This window comes from Streptococcus mitis, assembly GCF_002096815.1.
GTDB lineage: Bacteria > Bacillota > Bacilli > Lactobacillales > Streptococcaceae > Streptococcus > Streptococcus mitis_AD.
Window position 1 is genome coordinate 57685 of the sequence record NZ_NCVJ01000017.1, and the last position, 17927, is coordinate 75611.

16 protein-coding genes are annotated in these 17927 nt (G+C 42.5%); 2 read left to right on the forward strand and 14 right to left on the reverse strand.

Features of this window, described 5'->3' with window-relative positions; all coding sequences use genetic code 11:
• Positions 1-225: 225 nt before the first annotated feature.
• Positions 226-1425: a phosphoglycerate kinase gene (locus B7696_RS02210; RefSeq protein WP_084861906.1), complete on the reverse strand. Its 1200-nt coding sequence runs from the start codon at positions 1423-1425 to the stop codon at positions 226-228.
• Between the two features lie 273 nt (positions 1426-1698).
• Positions 1699-6696 carry an endo-beta-N-acetylglucosaminidase gene (locus B7696_RS02215; RefSeq protein ID WP_084861908.1) on the reverse strand — a complete coding sequence of 1666 codons (4998 nt, stop codon included), beginning with the start codon at positions 6694-6696 and terminating at the stop codon, positions 1699-1701.
• A gap of 337 nt (positions 6697-7033) precedes the next feature.
• On the opposite strand from B7696_RS02215, the gene B7696_RS02220 reads away from it, so the two are divergent.
• Entirely contained in the window at positions 7034-8665 is a 1632-nt protein-coding gene (locus B7696_RS02220; protein WP_049499742.1) for a Na/Pi cotransporter family protein, read from the forward strand.
• Positions 8666-8762: 97 nt separating this feature from the next.
• Here B7696_RS02220 and B7696_RS02225 read toward each other — a convergent pair whose 3' ends face one another.
• A complete protein-coding gene (locus B7696_RS02225) occupies positions 8763-9059 on the reverse strand; it encodes a bacteriocin immunity family protein (RefSeq protein ID WP_084861910.1) in 297 nt (98 codons plus the stop codon).
• A gap of 21 nt (positions 9060-9080) precedes the next feature.
• Positions 9081-10145 carry a glutamyl aminopeptidase gene (gene pepA / locus B7696_RS02230; RefSeq protein WP_084861912.1) on the reverse strand — a complete coding sequence of 355 codons (1065 nt, stop codon included), beginning with the start codon at positions 10143-10145 and terminating at the stop codon, positions 9081-9083.
• Between the two features lie 294 nt (positions 10146-10439).
• On the opposite strand from pepA, the gene galE reads away from it, so the two are divergent.
• Positions 10440-11438 (forward strand): UDP-glucose 4-epimerase GalE, encoded by a 999-nt coding sequence (gene galE, locus B7696_RS02235; RefSeq protein WP_084861914.1) that lies wholly within the window; start codon positions 10440-10442, stop codon positions 11436-11438.
• Between the two features lie 247 nt (positions 11439-11685).
• On the opposite strand, the gene yidD is transcribed toward galE, so the two are convergent.
• The 10 genes from yidD to B7696_RS02290 form a co-directional block, all read right to left on the reverse strand.
• Positions 11686-11922 (reverse strand): membrane protein insertion efficiency factor YidD, encoded by a 237-nt coding sequence (gene yidD, locus B7696_RS02245; protein ID WP_084861916.1) that lies wholly within the window; start codon positions 11920-11922, stop codon positions 11686-11688.
• Positions 11922-12644 carry a pseudouridine synthase gene (locus B7696_RS02250; protein WP_001222228.1) on the reverse strand — a complete coding sequence of 241 codons (723 nt, stop codon included), beginning with the start codon at positions 12642-12644 and terminating at the stop codon, positions 11922-11924. The genes yidD and B7696_RS02250 overlap by 1 nt, the downstream gene beginning before the upstream one ends.
• Positions 12631-13200, reverse strand: coding sequence for an SMC-Scp complex subunit ScpB (gene scpB, locus B7696_RS02255; RefSeq protein ID WP_000105302.1), 570 nt, complete (start codon positions 13198-13200; stop codon positions 12631-12633). The genes B7696_RS02250 and scpB overlap by 14 nt, the downstream gene beginning before the upstream one ends.
• A gap of 18 nt (positions 13201-13218) precedes the next feature.
• Complete coding sequence (locus tag B7696_RS02260) at positions 13219-13947, reverse strand: segregation/condensation protein A (protein ID WP_084861917.1); 729 nt, start codon at positions 13945-13947, stop codon at positions 13219-13221.
• The gene (gene xerD, locus B7696_RS02265; RefSeq protein ID WP_338092166.1) at positions 13947-14681 is read right to left on the reverse strand and encodes a site-specific tyrosine recombinase XerD; all 735 of its coding nucleotides are present in this window, start codon (positions 14679-14681) and stop codon (positions 13947-13949) included. The genes B7696_RS02260 and xerD overlap by 1 nt, the downstream gene beginning before the upstream one ends.
• On the reverse strand, positions 14678-15139 hold the full coding sequence (gene cbpB / locus B7696_RS02270; RefSeq protein ID WP_084861921.1) for a cyclic-di-AMP-binding protein CbpB: 462 nt from the start codon (positions 15137-15139) through the stop codon (positions 14678-14680). The genes xerD and cbpB overlap by 4 nt, the downstream gene beginning before the upstream one ends.
• Positions 15136-15657: a metallophosphoesterase gene (locus B7696_RS02275; RefSeq protein WP_001118949.1), complete on the reverse strand. Its 522-nt coding sequence runs from the start codon at positions 15655-15657 to the stop codon at positions 15136-15138. Before B7696_RS02275 ends, cbpB begins: the two co-directional genes overlap by 4 nt.
• Positions 15633-16604, reverse strand: coding sequence for a nucleoside-triphosphate diphosphatase (locus tag B7696_RS02280; protein ID WP_084861923.1), 972 nt, complete (start codon positions 16602-16604; stop codon positions 15633-15635). The genes B7696_RS02275 and B7696_RS02280 overlap by 25 nt, the downstream gene beginning before the upstream one ends.
• A complete protein-coding gene (gene racE, locus B7696_RS02285) occupies positions 16601-17395 on the reverse strand; it encodes a glutamate racemase (protein ID WP_084861925.1) in 795 nt (264 codons plus the stop codon). The genes B7696_RS02280 and racE overlap by 4 nt, the downstream gene beginning before the upstream one ends.
• 199 nt (positions 17396-17594) lie before the next feature.
• The gene (locus B7696_RS02290) at positions 17595-17843 is read right to left on the reverse strand and encodes a YneF family protein (RefSeq protein WP_084861926.1); all 249 of its coding nucleotides are present in this window, start codon (positions 17841-17843) and stop codon (positions 17595-17597) included.
• Positions 17844-17927 lie beyond the last annotated feature (84 nt).

Genomic DNA, 17927 nt, shown 5'->3' on the forward strand with positions numbered 1-17927 from the left:
CTTTCATCCCTCTCTTCTTTGATTTATTTATAAAATCTTATTTTTCTGTCAAGGCTGCAAGTCCTGGAAGAACTTTACCTTCAAGGAGTTCCATTGAAGCACCACCACCGCGTCACAAATACCTACACTAACACAAAAAGGTGACATAGCCACCTTTTTGTTAACGTTTCAGTTTTGTTCCTTTTTCTACAAAATCAGGATTTTGTAGAGACTAACGGGCTGAAATTATTTTTCTGTAAGTGCAGCCAAACCTGGCAATACTTTACCTTCGAGAAGTTCCATTGAAGCACCTCCGCCCGTACTAATCCATGAGAATTTGTCTGCACGGCCAAGGTTAATCGCTGCGGCAGCTGAGTCACCACCACCGATGATTGATTTAACGCCTGGTTGTTTCACGATAGCGTCCATCACACCGATTGTTCCAGCTTGGAAGTCAGGGTTTTCAAATACACCCATAGGTCCGTTCCATACAACTGTTTTGGCACCAGTCAAAGCTTCGTCAAATTTAGCAATAGATTTTGGACCGATGTCAAGACCAAGGAAGCCTTCAGAAACTGCTTCACCTTCAGTGTCACGCACTTCAGTGTAGCCAGCAAATGCGTTAGCTTCTTTTGAGTCAACTGGCAAGATCAATTTACCGTTTGCTTTTTCAAGAAGAGCTTTCGCAACATCCAATTTGTCTTCTTCTACAAGTGAGTTACCGATTTCGATACCTTGTGCTTTGTAGAATGTGTAAGTCATACCACCACCGATAAGGACTTTATCAGCTTTTTCAAGCAAGTTTTCGATAACACCGATCTTGTCTGAAACTTTTGAACCACCAAGGATAGCCACGAATGGACGTTCTGGAGTTTCAACTGCTTCTTGGATGTAGGCAATTTCGTTTTCAAGAAGGAAACCAGCAACTGCTTTTTCAACGTTTGCTGAGATACCAACGTTAGATGCATGTGCACGGTGAGCTGTACCGAATGCATCGTTTACGAAGATACCATCTCCAAGTGATGCCCAGTATTTACCAAGTTCAGGATCGTTTTTAGATTCTTTCTTGCCGTCAACATCTTCGTAACGAGTGTTTTCAACCAAGAGAACTTGTCCATCTTCAAGAGCGTTGATAGCTGCTTCCAATTCAGCACCACGAGTGACTCCTGGAAGGAAAGCAACGTCTTGACCCAATTTAGCTGCCAAGTCAGCAGCTACAGGAGCAAGTGATTTACCAGCTTTGTCTGCTTCTTCTTTTACACGGCCAAGGTGAGAGAAGAGGATAGCACGTCCACCTTGTTCAAGGATGTACTTGATAGTTGGAAGAGCTGCAGTGATACGGTTGTCGTTGGTAATCACGCCATCTTTTACAGGTACGTTGAAGTCAACACGAACGAGAACTTTTTTCCCTTTCAATTCAACGTCTTTAACAGTCAATTTTGCCATTAGATATGACTCCTTCTTTTTTTATACGTGTTAATTATATCACAAAATCAGCAAAAGAGATAGAAAAACCCTAAACTTTTCCAGTTCTTTCTTGCAACGAAAACTAGCATTTCTGAAAATCAAAACTAGAAAAACCTTTCCAAATCACTAAGTAATACAAGAAAAAGTAGTTAATCCATCTCATTCTTCCACTAATTTTTACTAGTTAAAACGAGGTTTGACTAATCTGCAGTCAAACCTTATTTTTAGTTGTTATGAGGAAATGCAAGAATCCTAAATCGATTCGTTTTCTCTCTTCTTTCCAGCAAGTAGGCCATAGCCACTCATCACTCCGAGGAGTCCTAGTGCTACTAGACTAGCATCTCTTGTTACTCCAGTATTTGGAAGTTCTTTACCTACTTTTTCATTTGTCGGTGTTTCTAAAAGAGCTTGACCTGTTTTTTGAGAGTCTTGCTCTACTTTCGTTCCAACTTCAACAATTTCCAGAAGAGCTTCCTTGAGAACTTCTGTTGAACGAAGAGTGCGATTGCCTCGGGCATCGACTTCTACAAAGCGACGAATTTGTCCTTCTTCTCCAGCTTGCATAATACGACGTTGACCTTTGAGAAGCTCTGAGTTTGGACGTTCTTGACGTTCAAAGGATACTGCAATTTCTTCAACTTCTAGTTTCGGAGTTTCTAGAACTAAATCTTTAACTCCTTCAGCTGGTTGATTGCTTGATAGAACTTTTGTACCCACTTCGGTAATTTCCGGAAGAGCTTCCTTGAGAACTTCTGTTGAACGAAGGGTGTGTTTGCCTTGACTATCTACTTCAATCAAGCGACGAATTTGTCCCTCAACTCCTGCTTGGACAAGTTGACGTTGACCGACTAGGAGATTTGGATTTGGTCGTTCTTGACGATTAAAGGCCACTGTATCCTCTTCAATTTCTAGTTTCGGAGTTTCCAGAACTAAATCTTTAACTCCTTCAGCTGGTTGATTACTTGAAAGAACTTTTGTACCTACTTCGGTAATCTCTGGAACAGCTTCCTTGAGAATTTCTGTTGTACGAAGGATACGATTGCCTTGAGCATCTACTTCTACTAGACGATGAATCTGCCCTTCTTCTCCTTTTTGGACAAGTTGACGTTGACCTTTAAGAAGGTTCGCATTTGGTCGTTCTTGACGCTCATAGGCTGTTGTTTCAGTTTCAACAACTAATTCAGGGAGGACCTCAACTGTTGGGGCTACTTCACTTGGATCCATGCTACCAACATGATGACTTTCTTCTGCAGGAGCTAGTTTCTTATTCAGCTTTTCTTTCATGTCCGCAAAAGCTTGTGGAGTTGGCATCTCTGAAGCCAACAAAGTTTCTGCTTGTTCAATCAACTCAGCTTTAGGATCTTTTTCACGGATAGATTCGAGCAAACCTTCCAATTCTTCTCTAGCTGTCTGATAACGTTGATTTCCATCCAAGTCTGTCCCTGCTTGTTTCAACTCATTCAAGGCTTTGTTGACTTCTTCTTGACTGGCATCATGGTTTTCTGCAACAGCTTTCGCTGCATTGAGTTTCTCTACTAGTACAGCTTGTTTGTCCTCACTTGAGAAGGTATAGGCAAGGGTTGACTGACGGCCTTGGGCAGCAGTGATTTCTTGTTTAAGGTATTCATCATTAACTGCAGCCTTTGGAGAAACCAAGACATCAAACTCAGCCGTGTGCCCCTTGTAATGCAGGGTCAAGGTCTGGCGTCCAGTCTTCTGAGCATCGTATCCCGTGATTTCAACACCTTCATCAGTAAAGCTGTGAGTCTCTTCTGTCTCATCATCATAGAGAACACCAAAGCGACCTTCAGAGAGATCCAGTTGATCTCCTACTAGATAGTCTGTTTTTGGTTTCTTAGTAATATACAAGCCCGCTACTTCTTTTGGTTTTCCTTCATCCTGTCCTGTCACTTGGACTTTCAGATCACCTGACACTGGTAAACCAAGGTATTGCAGTGTTAGGTTTTGTTCCCCTTTTTGATGAGCGTCGTATCCAGATACCGTCACACCTAAGTGAGTAAGGTTAATCAGCTCGTCGACTTGTCCCCCTTCGTATTGAACACGGAGTGTTCCGCCTCTGAGGTCCAGTTTTTCTCCTTCTTTATAAACTGTCTTTTTAGGTCCTTTTTCAAGGCTAACTGCAGCAATTTTTCTCTCATCCTGTGGAATCGCTACAGCCAAGGTGTTACTGATTTCTTTGCCAGGTAGTTGGGTACGATAGTAGAGGAGAGTTGGTTGCTTATCAAAGCCCAATGGAGCTGTTGCCAAGTCACCACCAGTTTCAGTCTTTAAGGTTGCAATTGGTGTTTGTGAATCAGCCTTGTCGTAAACGGTGATGGTTGCGCCTGCCGGAACATCAGAGAAGCCTAGTTGAACTTGGTGGTTTCCAAGTGAACGAGCAGCTACCTTAGCCATTGGAATATTTTGACTTTCTGTGTCCAAGGCTTCGTACATCTTCCAGTTGTAGATACGAATGGCCTTCCAAGGTGTTCCGTTATCAGATGTAATGACATGCAAGCGCCAGTCTTGGGCAGTAATTGGTTTGTCAAGAGTGATATCTGTAACGTGCGCTTTATTGCCACGGACTTCCTTAGCCAACTTCCATTGACCATCCGCATCTTTATAATAAAGGTCAAAGTCTTTGGTGTTCATCAGACCATCGTTAACAGACTCACCACCAGCTCCCGCATGATCCATCACCCATCTAGCAACTCGACGTGGTTGGGTCAAACGAATATCTACACTACCGCTCAATTGTCCTGAAGACCACTTGTCTGAAAGACTGGTAATGGTACCGTTCAACATACCTTCAATACCTTCTCCACCTTCAGTATTCGGGAAGGTGCTGCCGATAACCGTTGCCCCTGGAACAATATTTTCAGCCAAAGGTCTTGGGAGAGTTGTATCCTGAACTGTCATTCCCCAGTTAAAGGACGCCGTCGCCGCTTCAGAACGAAGTCCATTTTTACCAACTGCAACGACTTTCAATTCTTGAGTCGTACCAGTCGCATTAGCAGAACGGCTAACTTTTGGCAAGTAAATGGTTGAAGCAGATGAACCTGTCAACAAACGCCAGTTATCCCCATCTTTTTCGTAGACTTCATAGAAATCTGCATCTTGATTACCCGAAAATTGAACCACTGCTTCAGCTTCTTGGGCATTCTTAAGAGATTGCTTCACCACAGAGAGACCTGTAGGTGCTTGTGGCGCTTGGTGATTGTCCGTAATCGTTAATTGTCCTAGGTTGAACTGATAATCTTTTATAGTACCTTCATGCTCGAAGAAGAGTTTAACTGCATAGATGGTTTTACCTGCTAGTGAGCTGAGATCAAATTCTTCATTTGTCCAGTTGTCAGAAAGAGTCAGTTCTTTCCATGCCTCTGCATCCTCAAATTTGTAGTCTGGAGTCGTAGAAAAGGCCATATAAACTTTCGAGCCTTTTCCTCCCTTGTGGGCAAGCCGAAGTTTGGTGTTTTCTGTCACTTCTATTTTAGTAGAATAAAGTCTCACATCCTGGTCCGTCTTACCAGCTACATCACCTGAGAATTTAAGAGAATTTCCGCCATTGTAGGCATCTGTAAAATCGTATTCTGCACGAAGTTTTCCCCCCGTCGAAGTCTGCCACCAGCGCCATGTTGGCAAGATACCTGAAACCGAACGGTAGTTCCACTCAGAATCCTTAGAAACTTTTCCATCTACAAACCACTTTCTACCATGGCCTGTATTAAAGGAGGTAGTGAAGGTCCGGCCTACTGCTGGTGTGCGGTCTGCAACTAAATTAGCAAGCCCATACCACTCTTTGTCCGCTGGTTTTTGAGCTGTCGGATCTCCTTGGTAACCTGTGAAGAAGATATCTTCGTTTTTATGGTAATCTTCACCTGTTTTTCCTAGACTGGTAATTGTATCTGGTGCAAAGAGTCCAAGTGACAAACGTAACTTGCCTGTTTCATCTAAGAGGGCATCCCACTTAACTTTTGTCTTATAAGAACCACCTTGTTGCAATTCCAATCCTGCAAAGACATCATATTGGCTACGTTCCAGCCATTTTGCCATTTCTACAGAGTGGTCATTCTTTTCCTTATTCCAGTTGAAATTGGCAAAGAATTGATCCGCAGGGATCTTGTCACCTTCCTTTTGCATGAATTGGTAGTTGTAATCACCTAGACCATCTTCGTGGTAACGACCATATTTATAGGTCATGGCATCGTACCAAGCATACTTGATTGGATGGTTGACTTTTGCCGCATATTCTTTTGTATAGAGCATGAATTGACGCATTTTTTCACCAAGTGGCGTTACTAAGTCACCCGTTGTTTCTTGGTTGATAAAATACCCATCAAAGCCATAGTACTTAGCAAGGTCGACAAGTTTTCGTGCAATAGGGAAGGTTCCATCCTCATCTTGTTTCAAAGCAGCAACAAATTTCTCTTGGTCAGCAATACTGTTGGACCAGTTGAAGAAAAGTGTTCCATAAACGGGAACTCCGTTACGATGTCCTGCATCAATGACATCTGGAGTTGGAACTAGACCTTCCCAGAAGACCATTGAATCCAAGTATTGCCAGTAGTCAAAGGCGTAGGCCTTGAATTCTTCTCCACCAACAGAAGCGTGGTCTTTAGCCTTTGAGTTGGTATTTGCTAGCGCCTGAACCTTGGCTCTTCTACTTGCTTTTTCATTCACCAACTGGCCTCTATGGCGCTTAGCAAGTTCAACAGAAGAACGATTGATGGGATCATCCTCACGCGCACCTGGTTCCCATTTCAACAATTCATCCCAAGAATTAAATTTGATTTCTTTTGGTCGGAGACTCTTTTCTTCATTTTTAGGAACGTCTGTTAGAATTGGTTTATCTGCTTTCTTCTCAACTACTTGGGGCGCTTCCTCAGGCTTAACTCCTTCTTTGTCAGTTAGTTGAGCAGGTTTTTCAGCTTTATCCGTCGGATCAGGCTTCGCTTCTTCTTTTTCATTAATCAAATCCGTTATTGCTGGAGTGTTTTCTGAAATTGGTTGCTCAGCTGCTTTGTTCTCTGCTTCCGATAATTGTTTTTCGATAGCTGCAGTATCTGGATTAGTTGTCTCATTAGTACTTGTCGCTTGAGCGCTCGTATTTACTGCTGTGTCAGAGACTGAGAGCTGTTCGGCGAGGACTGGACTCGTAAACAAAGCTGAACCGATCATCAAGGAACAAACCCCGATTGACAACTTACGAATGCTGTAACGGCAACGTTTTTCATAGAATAGATCTTTCATCTTTTCCTCCTATTAAAATAAAAGTTAAAAGTAAGCGCTTTACTTTTTTGCAAAAAGTAACTGTTCTCATGACAACCATCAGAACAGGATCATCTTCATTTTATCCTATATGAAAGCGATGTCAATCTAATTAACATACAAACTATAACTAGGATAATAATCAGTAAAATTTGGACATAATTCCATAACCCCACTCTTGGAAAGTAAATTTACTCACTATTTTTAAAGAAAGTTGCCTTTTCTTAGGAAAATTTCATCTAAACACTTGTTAGATTTACTTTTATCCTTTAAAATAGAATAGGAGAAATTCCGTTATTATTTTTCGGAGGAAAAAGAAATGTCCATTAATTGGCAGGAAATTTTATTTCACTTTTTAGGTGGTCTGGGACTATTCTTATATAGTATCAAGACCATGGGAGACGGTTTGCAACAAGCTGCTGGAGATCGCCTTCGTTTTTACATTGACAAGTACACTAGCAATCCGTTCTTCGGTGTGCTAGTTGGTATCGGTATGACGGCGCTAATTCAGTCAAGTTCTGGTGTCACAGTCATTACAGTGGGGCTAGTCAGCGCAGGACTTTTGACCTTGCGTCAAGCTATCGGTATTGTCATGGGTGCCAATATTGGAACTACCGTTACATCCTTTATTATCGGTTTTAAGCTAGGAGATTATGCCTTACCAATGCTTTTCATCGGAGCGATTTGTCTCTTCTTCACCAAGAATCGCTCTATCAATAACATCGGACGTATCATTTTTGGTGTAGGTGGTATCTTCTTCGCTCTCAATCTTATGAGCGGTGCAATGGAACCTCTAAAAGACCTGCAAGTCTTTAGAGACTATATGGTTGAACTAAGTAAGAGTCCTATTCTAGGTGTCTTTGTCGGAACTGGACTAACCCTACTCATTCAAGCTTCTTCCGCAACTATCGGTATCCTACAGAATCTTTACGCAAGTGGTTTGATTGATCTACAAGGTGCCCTACCAGTCTTGTTTGGTGATAATATCGGAACGACCATTACAGCTATTATTGCTTCTCTTGGAGCCAATATCGCTGCCAAACGTGTTGCTGGTGCCCATGTCGCCTTTAACGTGATTGGTACGGTTATCTGTATTGTCTTCCTTGTACCTTTCACTGGCTTGATTCAATGGTTTGAATCTACACTCAATCTGGCTCCAGAAATGACCATTGCCTTCGCCCACGGAACCTTTAATATCACAAATACTATTATCCAATTTCCATTCATCGGAGCCTTGGCTTACTTTGTAACCAAGCTCATCCCTGGTGAAGACGAAGTTGTCAAGTACGAGCCACTTTATCTTGATGAGCATTTGATTAAACAAGCTCCATCAATCGCTCTCGGAAATGCCAAAAAAGAACTCCTTCACTTGGGAAATTATGCTTCCAAAGCCTTTGACCTTTCATACAACTACATCATTGACCTTAATGAAAAGGTTGCTGAAAAAGGACACAAGACAGAGGAAGCCATCAATACCATTGATGAAAAATTGACTCGCTACCTCATTACTCTTTCAAGTGAGGCCCTTAGCCAGAAAGAAAGTGAAGTGCTGACCAACATCCTGGATTCATCCCGTGATTTGGAACGGATTGGGGACCACGCAGAAGCCCTAATCAATCTAACTGACTACCTTCAACGTAAAAATGTTGAGTTCTCTGAAGCTGCTTTGCAGGAATTAGCTGATATCTATCAAAAAACCACTGGCTTTATCAAGGATGCCCTTGATAGTGTAGAAAACAATGATATTGAAAAAGCTCAAAGTCTGATTGAACGCCATAAAGAAATCAACAATATGGAACGTGTTCTCAGAAAGACCCACATCAAACGCCTCAACAAGGGCGAGTGTTCAACGCAAGCTGGGGTCAACTTTATCGACATCATTTCCCACTATACTCGTGTATCTGACCATGCTATGAATCTAGCTGAAAAGGTCATCGCTGAACAAATCTAAGAACCAAGAAGCTATCCTAAATAGGATGGCTTTTTTCTTTTCCTAACCAAGAATTGCTTTTCTAACATATAGAAAAATGCTTTGATTCACAATGGAATCAAAGCATTTTAAAGAGCTCCCCATACATAATCGCAGAAGCCGCAGTTCCTCTGTACTTGGATTCTTCTCTTTTGATAAAGCGAGCCAAGTTGAGCAACTCAGGTGCCGGATGTTTGGGATTTAGGAGCAATTCACGATTGACCAGGCCTGAGAGACGAACTGACAGCAATTGCTCATTTGTAGTAGGCAGTTTTTTAGCAGTCTCTAGGAGAGCAGCAACTAAATCTTCACTCAAATCATGTCGAGCATGATTGTAAAGATCTTTTATAAGGCTTTCTAGGTTTGGTTCTACCATCCCTACCACCTCCCTTATGGTTTAATAATTTTTAATCAAATCAACCGTTGAACGATCCAATTTCTTCACCAAGGCTTGCAAGAAAGCTTGAGCTTCTAGGAAGTCATCCATAGCGTAGAGGGTTTGGTGAGAATGGATATAACGAGCGCAAACACCGATTGTTGTTGATGGGACACCACCATTTTTCAAATGAGCTGCGCCAGCGTCTGTGCCGCCTTTACCACAGTAGTATTGATACTTGATTCCAGCTTCTTCAGCCGTTGTCAAAAGGAAATCCTTCATTCCTGGGAGAAGCAAGTGACCTGGATCGTAGAAACGAATCAAGGTTCCATCCCCAATCTTGCCTTGACCGCCATAAACATCACCTGCTGGTGAACAGTCAACTGCGAGGAAGACTTCTGGATCAAACTTGGTTGTAGATGTATGAGCACCGCGGAGACCAACTTCTTCTTGGACGTTAGAACCCAGATAGAGTTCATTGCCAAGTTTTTGACCTGACAGGGCTTCTGCTAACTCACTAACCATGAGCACACCGTAGCGATTGTCCCAAGCTTTTGAGATGATATTTTTTTCATTGGCTGTTAAGATTGCAGAACTATCTGGTACGATGGTGTCGCCAGGACGGATGCCAAAACTTTCTGCCTCAGCCTTGTCCGCAAAACCACCATCAAAGACGATATCTGCAATAGCAGGCATGGTTGGTCCGCCCTTACCACGAGTCAAATGTGGCGGAACAGAACCTGAAATCACAGGAATTTCACGACCGTCAAGAGTCAAGAGTTTGAAACGTTGGCTGCTGACTACCATGGGGTTCCAGCCACCAATTTCTACGACACGGAAGGTGCCGTCTGGCTTAATCTCGCTGACCATAAAACCAACTTCATCCATGTGAGAAGCAACCAAGACGCGTGGTGCATCTGCAGCTTCTGAATGTTTAATTCCGAAAATACCACCCAAGCCATCTGTCACCACTTCATCCACGTGCGGGGTCAACTTTTCACGAAGATAAGCACGAACAGGTGCTTCATGACCTGAGATCGCAGTAAGTTCTGTTACTTCTTTGATTTTTGAAAATAATGTTGTCATTTCAGTTCCTTCTTTCTTTCATCCATTTTACCACTTTTTATAGGAGAAGGATAGCGGGAAGGTGGATTTCTAAATTAGTATCTTAGTCTTACTGTATCTTAGAAAAAGCTTGTATTTTCTTGCATGTGAGGTGAAATCTAAGAACTATTCCAAGACAAACCAAACTATTAATTCACAAACAAAAAAACAATCCAATGCTATATTTGTTCAGTTTTTCATGAAATTTGCAGAAAACAGTTGACTTTGCCTTCTTATTTCTTTAAAATAGTACAAAACTAGGAAAAGGAAAAAATCATGACCAAAACAATTCTTGTTACAGGTGGAGCTGGCTACATTGGCTCCCATACCGTTAAAGCTCTTTTAAATGCTGGCTATCAGGTACATGTTCTAGATAATCTCTCTACAGGAAATCGAGCGGCTGTGGATAGTCGTGCTAGCTTTAAGCAACTAGATGTTTATGATTCTAGTTCCCTAAAAGCTTATTTAGAAGAAAATCAGATTGATGCTGTTCTTCATTGTGCAGGTGAAATTGTTGTGAGCGAAAGCATTGAAAACCCAAGCAAATACTTCACTGCCAATGTTGCTGGTATGAACCAAGTTCTCAAAGTCTTATCTGAAGTTGGTATTCAAAAAATCATGTTCTCTTCGACTGCTTCCCTCTATGGTAATAACTGTATTGACAAGCCTGCAACTGAAGATACCCTGCTCGACCCTGTCAACCCTTATGCAGAAACAAAACTGATGGGTGAACGAATGATTTACTGGATGGCCAATCGCTATGATTGGAAATATGTTATTTTCCGTTACTTTAATGTTGCTGGAGCTGAAATGGATGCTTCAAATGGTCTGCGTGTAAAAAATCCAACTCATATTATTCCAAATATCAACAAGACCGCATTGGGACAAAATGATAGCCTGAAAATATTTGGAGATGACTACGATACACGTGATGGTTCATGTATTCGAGATTACATTCATGTCTTGGACCTTGCACAGGCTCATGTTAAAGGAATGAACTACCTATTTCAAGAAAACAGTTCTTCTCAAATCTTTAACTTAGGAACTGAAAAAGGCTATACCGTCAAAGAAATCTTTAAAACTGCTGAAGAATTACTGAATCAAAAAATACCACACGAAATTGTTGCTCGCCGTGCTGGTGACCCAGCCAGCGTCCTAGCAGACGCATCAAAAGCTAAAAAATATCTTGATTGGAAGGCTAGCTACTCTCTTGAAGATATTATTTTATCGGATTATCATTGGCGTGTTAAAGAAGGTAAAAACATTTTGGAATAAATAGCAGAAACATCAATAATAAATAAAAACACAGATAGATGGCACTTGATAAATACCAAGTATCATCTATCTGTGTTTTATACATTAGAATCCAATTTATACTCTTCAAAAATCTCTTCAAACCACATCAACGTCGCCTTACCGTATAGATGTTACTGACTTCGTCAGTTCTATCTGCAACCTCAAAACACTGTTTTGAGCAGCCTGCGACTAGTTTCCTAGTTTGCTCTTTGATTTTCATTGAGTATTATTTTGAATTTCTCTTTAAAGAAAAGTGGTCTGGGACGGGGTCCTTACCTGTTTTCGACCAGGGATGGCAACGTAAAATCCGAGCCAAGCCCATCAAAACACCCTTGAAGCCATATTTTTCAATAGCCTGAATCATGTAGTTTGAACAGGTAGGCTCAAAGCGACAAGAGGGTGGAAAGGCTGGTGAGATAAAACGTTGGTAAAAGCGCACAGGCGCTATTAAAATTCGTTTCATTATTTCTTGGTTACAGCCATGGTGTGTAGTTGACTGATTTCTTTTTTATTAAGACGACGGGATTCTCCTGGACGGAGTCCTGTCAAGTCTAGATGTCCGAAACGAGTCCGTGACAACTTGTCCACTTGGAGACCGACAGCTTCAAACATCTTTTTAACCTGGTGGTTACGCCCTTCATGGATAGTCAACTGCACCACAGAGCGGTTTTTTACTGGATCCACTTTGAGAATCTCATAGACAGCCGGCTTAGTTTTCTTACCATCAATCTCAAGTCCACGGGTCAAGGGGCGGAGATTATCCTTATTGGCCACACCTTTAACACGCGCGACATAAACCTTGTCAATCTCATTACGAGGGTGAATCATTTCATCCGTAAAATCCCCATCATTGGTCAAAATCAAGACTCCTGATGTATCCCAGTCCAAACGACCTACAGGGTAGATACGCTCTTTGACATTGGGCAAGAGGTCGACAACCGTCTTGCGGCCCTTGTCATCTGTTACACTGGAAATGACACCGCGTGGTTTGTTAAGCAGATAATAGACCTTTTCTTCGTTGTAGATAGGTTGGCCTTCAACTTCAACCTTGTCGCCTGACTTGATGGTCGTTGCTAGTTCACGTACCACCTGGCCGTTAACCGTCACCAAGCCTTGCTTGATCAGCTCTTCTGCTTTTCTCCTACTGGCCACACCTGCGTGGGCAATATACTTATTGATTCTCATCTTCTTCTATCCTTTCACCAAATAATTGGCTTTCTTGGGCTTGAATTTCAAGCTCATCAATCACTGGTAATTCTTCCAAATGGTTAATTCCCATGTAATCTAGGAAATAATCCGTTGTCACATAGAGGTTGGGGCGCCCCAACACTTCTTTTTTTCCGTCTTCCTTAATCAGGTCAAAAGCCTGCAACTTTGCCAAGGCTCCACTCGAGTTTACCCCACGGATGGCATCAATTTCTATTCGTGTGATGGGCTGTTTGTAGGCAATAATGGACAAAGTCTCAAGGGCAGCCCGAGACAAACTCTGATTGATAGGTGCCTTAGAGTATTCCTTCAAAATCTCTGCAAATTGAGGCTTGGTCACCAATCTATAAGCGCCACCAGTCTCAATCAGAGCCAAACTGGAATCTGGGTCCTTTTCATACTTCTGAGCTAATTTTTCTAAACTCTGTTGGATGCCTGTCGGTGGCAGAGAGAGGAGTTCAGCTAACTGGCGGACTCTAATCCCATCTTCACCCGCTACAAACAAGAGCGCTTCTATTTTTGCTAAAGTACTCATCTTTCCTCTCTATCAAGTCTAGCTTTGGGCCACTTGACTTTCTTCCTTCTTTTCCATGAGATAGATATCTCCGAAACTCTCCTCTTGCACGAGGGTCAGCTCCTGGGTTTTGATTAACTCTAGGGTTGCCAAAAAGAGGGTAATAACCTCTTGGACATTCTGGGCTTCCTTGAACAAATCCTGCAAACACAACTGTTCTCGTCCAGTCAAGGACTCTTTTACGATGACCATCATGTCCTCAATCTTATACTCATCCCGCAAGATAGTCGTGTGATTTTGTGCAAACTCCTCTTTTTTCTTGGCTAGGATATTTGAAAAAGCCAAAAAGAGATCAATGGTTGTCTTGTCATGCACAAGCTCCGCATCTTCGTAAATCAACTCTGTCGGTGCTTTGGAATAGTACTGGGCCCGTTCTTGGTGCTTGGCTTCCAAGTGCTCCCCCAAGAACTTGAACTTACGGTATTCTTCGATTTGAGAAAGAAGGTCCTGCTCCAGGTCATCCTCCAAGTCGGTCACTTCTGCCACCTTTGGCAAAAGCTTGCGACTCTTGATCAGCATCAGCTGACTGGCCATGACCATGTACTCACCCGTCACTTCCAGACGCATGGCCTGCAGGGTTGAGACATAGGCTAGATACTGTTCGATAACTTCCGTAATGGGCACATCGTAGATATCCATCTGGTACTTAGAAACCAAGTGCAAAAGCAAGTCCAGCGGCCCTTCAAAATCTTTTAATTTAATATCCATTATCTATATTTTTCTAAGGTCAGGACTGTTTTTAATCCTAATTTTTTTGCAATTTCGTACAAATCGACCTTCTTTTCTATTTGTCTTAGAATGAACTGTTCCCGCAAGGCTTGGGCGGATAAGGTTGAGAAACCTTTCTCCTTGACAAAAGACTCTAGCTGACGAAAGGCCCACTGACGAGAATAGGCTTTCCCTGCCCTTTCAAAGAGGTAGGTCTGTCCCATCAAGGGTTCTAGCTCTAAAAGCAAGGTTGTGGGAATGGTGACAATCCTCTGTTGGGAAGCCTTGTTAATTCGCAACACTTGAAAATCCAGATTGATATCCGCAACCTTGAGGGCTAAAATCTCACTGGGCAAGAGCCCTATTTCCAAGATAAGAAGCGCCAGTAAGCGGCCCTCTGGATAGTCGCTTTCCTGCCAAAAAGAGTCTAGGTCTAGCAGTTCCGGCTTTTCAGTCTTCTTTTCAGCTTGTTTGGCTAATTCCAAACGGTAAAAGCTATCCACTTCTCCTTTTTGATAGAGAAAGTAGAGAAATTGGTTACATGCCGAAATCTTCCGCTTCTGGGCGCTGATTTTCAGACTGGCTAGCTGGGCTTGGTAAATCTTGAGACTGGTCTCTGAAATCCGCTCGCCCACAATGTCTAAAAATTGCTCCAGATCATACTTATAAGATTGCTTGGAATTGGCAGATAAGCCCTGCTTTTCCTCTAAAAAGGCTGAAATCCTGTCTCTCATTTGCATCGAATCTCATAGTCCTTACTAAAGTCATGCAAGAGAGCATTGACAGCCTTGAGGATAGACTTGCGCGTAATAATCCCTTGGAAAACACCTTCTGCGTCCACAACCGGTAAGAAAGACTCATCTACCAGCTTGTGCAGGACCTCCGTAATGGTAAAATCAGGCGAAACAATCGCTACGTCCCTTTTCGTCATGTGGACAATGTCCGTATCCGCCATGATTTCTGAGCTCACATCATGCTCCATCTGATAAGCCATAATATCTCTGAGCCCAATCGTCCCAACAAACTGTTTTTCATCTGTTACAACAGGAACACGGGTATAGGTCATCTGACTGAGCAAGAGGGTCGCATGATCAGCATTGTGGGTATCAATCAATACAGCTAGATTTTCAGCAGGGGTCAAAAAAGTTTCCTCCTGACCCAACAAGAAAGTCTCAAACTCCTTGGCAATCATCGGCTAAACTCCTTGGACAAGCCCGGATACACCTCATGGTCTCGTGTCAAAAAATCGACTTTGAAGTAACTATCATCAATCTCCACACGAGCATAGAGACATTCTCTGATGGTCCCACGTGGTTGACTGATAGAACCTGGATTTAAAAAGAGGGTCTTGCCTTCCATCCAAGCACTTGGCACATGCAAGTGACCATAAAGGCAGATATCGGCCTCTTCTTCCTGAGCCCAGTAGTCCAACTTTTGAAAATTGAAATTAATGTCAAACAAGTGACCATGGGTTTGGATAATCTTGGTTGAACCAAGCTCAGTCACCAAACGTTCTGGGTAACCTGCATAGAAGTCCATATTCCCTTTAACAACACAGATGCCTTCCCAAAGGGGAGAATCAGGACGCAGTTCAGAATCGCCGTTATGAAAAACGGCATCAACTTTGCCTACATAGCGATCACGGATTTCTTCCACAATCAAGCTATCGCCATGAGAATCGCTCATTACAATGATGGTTTGCTTTGCCATGATGGAAATACCTCCAAAAGTTTCTTAACGGCTAAGGCACGGTGAGATTGGCTATTTTTTTCTTCAAGGGTTAACTCAGCTGATGATTTGCCTGTCTCTCCCACTAGGAAGAGGGGATCATAGCCAAATCCATTTTCACCCTTGGTTTCAAAGTTAATGTAGCCTGGCCAGTCAGCCTCAACAACTAAACTTTCCTTGTTTGGGCTGGCTACGACTAGGGTTGTATGGAATTGAGCCGAGCGGTCCTTGAGTTCAAAGACCATGGCCAACTCGTGCAAGAGTTTAGCATTATTTTCACGGTCAGTTGCTCCCACACCTGCGAAACGAGCTGACCAGACACCTGGCAAGCCACCAAGGACATCGACTTTAAGTCCAGAATCATCTGCCAAAACCATCTTGCCTGTTAACTGTGAAATGGTTTCCGCCTTAAGGCGGGCGTTTTCTTCGAAGGTCATGCCTGTTTCTGCTACTTCAGGTAAGTCAGGATAGTCATTAAGATTTTCCACATCGTATCCTAACTTGTCAAAGATAGCTCGAAATTCCTTGGTCTTGCCCTCGTTACGAGTCGCAATCAACAAGGTTTCTCTGACCTTATTTGTTTCAAAGAAATCATGAACATTGACCCCTTCTTTGGGCAATTCCACATACAAGAGTTGGCCATTTTCAACCAAAAGCAAAGCTCCCTGACGTTGGATGACTTCTAGATTGCGACCTGCTTCTTGGTTTAGTATATCTACCACAAAAGACAATAAACGGTAGCGAGAACCATAGCGTAAAACAGTAACTGAAATCGGGAAACCTCGTTCCTCGTCTCGAAAGATTTTGGCCAATCCAACCAGAGGGAAATCCAAGTCTTCATCAGTCAACGCCCGGACGCCACCAAAAATACTATAGGACCCGACATACCAGTCCTGGTCATCCTTGTATTCATAAATTTTATTTGTCATAATTCTACATGCTCCACATGAATTTCTTTTTCCAGCCATTCTTCACCTATTTGGGCAAAACTTTGGCTGCTGGCTGTTGTGTAAAAACGGTGATTAAGTGGTCCAGCATCGCGACCACGATTGATTTCAAAATAATTAAGTAAGACTGAGATGTCCCGTACGCACTCTGCTCCACTATCGATGAGTTGAACCTTTGGTCCCATGACATTCTGGATGATAGGGCGAAGGAGTGGGTAATGGGTACAGCCTAAAATCAGGCTATCCACCTTTCCAACCAAGGGACGCAGGGTTTCATAAACTACTTTCTTGGTGACACTGGTTGACAGGGCCCCAGACTCCACCAAGGGAGCAAACTTGGGACAGGCCAAACTCTCCACCTGTAAATCTGGATCCAAATCATGGATTTTCTGACGATAAATGTCAGATTGGACTGTCATAGGCGTTCCAATGACTCCGATTTTCCCACCTTGACTGGACTTGATAGCTGCCGAAGCTCCTGGTAAAATTACACCCAAGACAGGAATGTTGAGTTGAGCCTTGATTTCTTCCCAGACGACCGCAGTCGCAGTATTACAAGCAATGACAATCATTTTGACATCCTTGGTCAAAAGAAAGTTGACCAACTGCCAAGTATATTCACGAATTTGCTCAGCAGGACGGGGACCATAGGGCGCCCGTGCCGAATCTCCAATATAGACGATTTCTTCATGGGGAAGCTGGCGCATGAGCTCCCGCACAACGGTCAACCCCCCGACACCCGAATCCAAAAAACCAATTGGTCGATTATCCATACAGTCTTCTTTCTAGTCTTTTTTCTGATTGATAGTTCATTATGATTACTTGTCTTTAAGAACTGAAGGACAGCTTCAACAACTACTATCTCTCTTAATCATAATCAAATATCAATAGAATGCAAGGAAAAAGTCTCATCCCTAAACCATAGCCAACATAGTGAGAAGTCTGGAACTTTCATCCCAGACTTTTCCTTATTTATTTTTTCTTTTTATTGTTAGCAAGGGCTGCTTTTTGTTGGCGGATGATTTGGTGGTAAACTTGTTGTACCTTAGCTTCGCTTGGTTTTTGACCATTTGCACTCAAAAGAGTACGAACTGCTTCAGCATTCAAACGTGGCTTGTCAGCGAATTCTTTTTCAATTTGCTTACGAACCAAGTACATTCCTCCAAGAGCTCCTCCTAGAAAAGCTAGCACAATCAATACAATTGCTAAAAGTAAATCCATCATATTTCTCCTGTTTCTTTTTGAGTCTCTTTCATTATACCACAAACTAGCCACCCTGACTAGTTTGTTTTACGCTTTCAGAGA

Excerpts from the sequence above, each read along its gene's own strand:
- B7696_RS02210 (WP_084861906.1), bottom strand. The coding sequence starts at position 1,425 with ATGGCAAAATTGACTGTTAAAGACGTTGAATTGAAAGGGAAAAAAGTT.
- B7696_RS02215 (WP_084861908.1), bottom strand. The coding sequence starts at position 6,696 with ATGAAAGATCTATTCTATGAAAAACGTTGCCGTTACAGCATTCGTAAG.
- B7696_RS02220 (WP_049499742.1), top strand. The coding sequence starts at position 7,034 with ATGTCCATTAATTGGCAGGAAATTTTATTTCACTTTTTAGGTGGTCTG.
- B7696_RS02225 (WP_084861910.1), bottom strand. The coding sequence starts at position 9,059 with ATGGTAGAACCAAACCTAGAAAGCCTTATAAAAGATCTTTACAATCAT.
- pepA (WP_084861912.1), bottom strand. The coding sequence starts at position 10,145 with ATGACAACATTATTTTCAAAAATCAAAGAAGTAACAGAACTTACTGCG.
- galE (WP_084861914.1), top strand. The coding sequence starts at position 10,440 with ATGACCAAAACAATTCTTGTTACAGGTGGAGCTGGCTACATTGGCTCC.
- yidD (WP_084861916.1), bottom strand. The coding sequence starts at position 11,922 with ATGAAACGAATTTTAATAGCGCCTGTGCGCTTTTACCAACGTTTTATC.
- B7696_RS02250 (WP_001222228.1), bottom strand. The coding sequence starts at position 12,644 with ATGAGAATCAATAAGTATATTGCCCACGCAGGTGTGGCCAGTAGGAGA.
- scpB (WP_000105302.1), bottom strand. The coding sequence starts at position 13,200 with ATGAGTACTTTAGCAAAAATAGAAGCGCTCTTGTTTGTAGCGGGTGAA.
- B7696_RS02260 (WP_084861917.1), bottom strand. The coding sequence starts at position 13,947 with ATGGATATTAAATTAAAAGATTTTGAAGGGCCGCTGGACTTGCTTTTG.
- xerD (WP_338092166.1), bottom strand. The coding sequence starts at position 14,681 with ATGAGAGACAGGATTTCAGCCTTTTTAGAGGAAAAGCAGGGCTTATCT.
- cbpB (WP_084861921.1), bottom strand. The coding sequence starts at position 15,139 with ATGATTGCCAAGGAGTTTGAGACTTTCTTGTTGGGTCAGGAGGAAACT.
- B7696_RS02275 (WP_001118949.1), bottom strand. The coding sequence starts at position 15,657 with ATGGCAAAGCAAACCATCATTGTAATGAGCGATTCTCATGGCGATAGC.
- B7696_RS02280 (WP_084861923.1), bottom strand. The coding sequence starts at position 16,604 with ATGACAAATAAAATTTATGAATACAAGGATGACCAGGACTGGTATGTC.
- racE (WP_084861925.1), bottom strand. The coding sequence starts at position 17,395 with ATGGATAATCGACCAATTGGTTTTTTGGATTCGGGTGTCGGGGGGTTG.
- B7696_RS02290 (WP_084861926.1), bottom strand. The coding sequence starts at position 17,843 with ATGGATTTACTTTTAGCAATTGTATTGATTGTGCTAGCTTTTCTAGGA.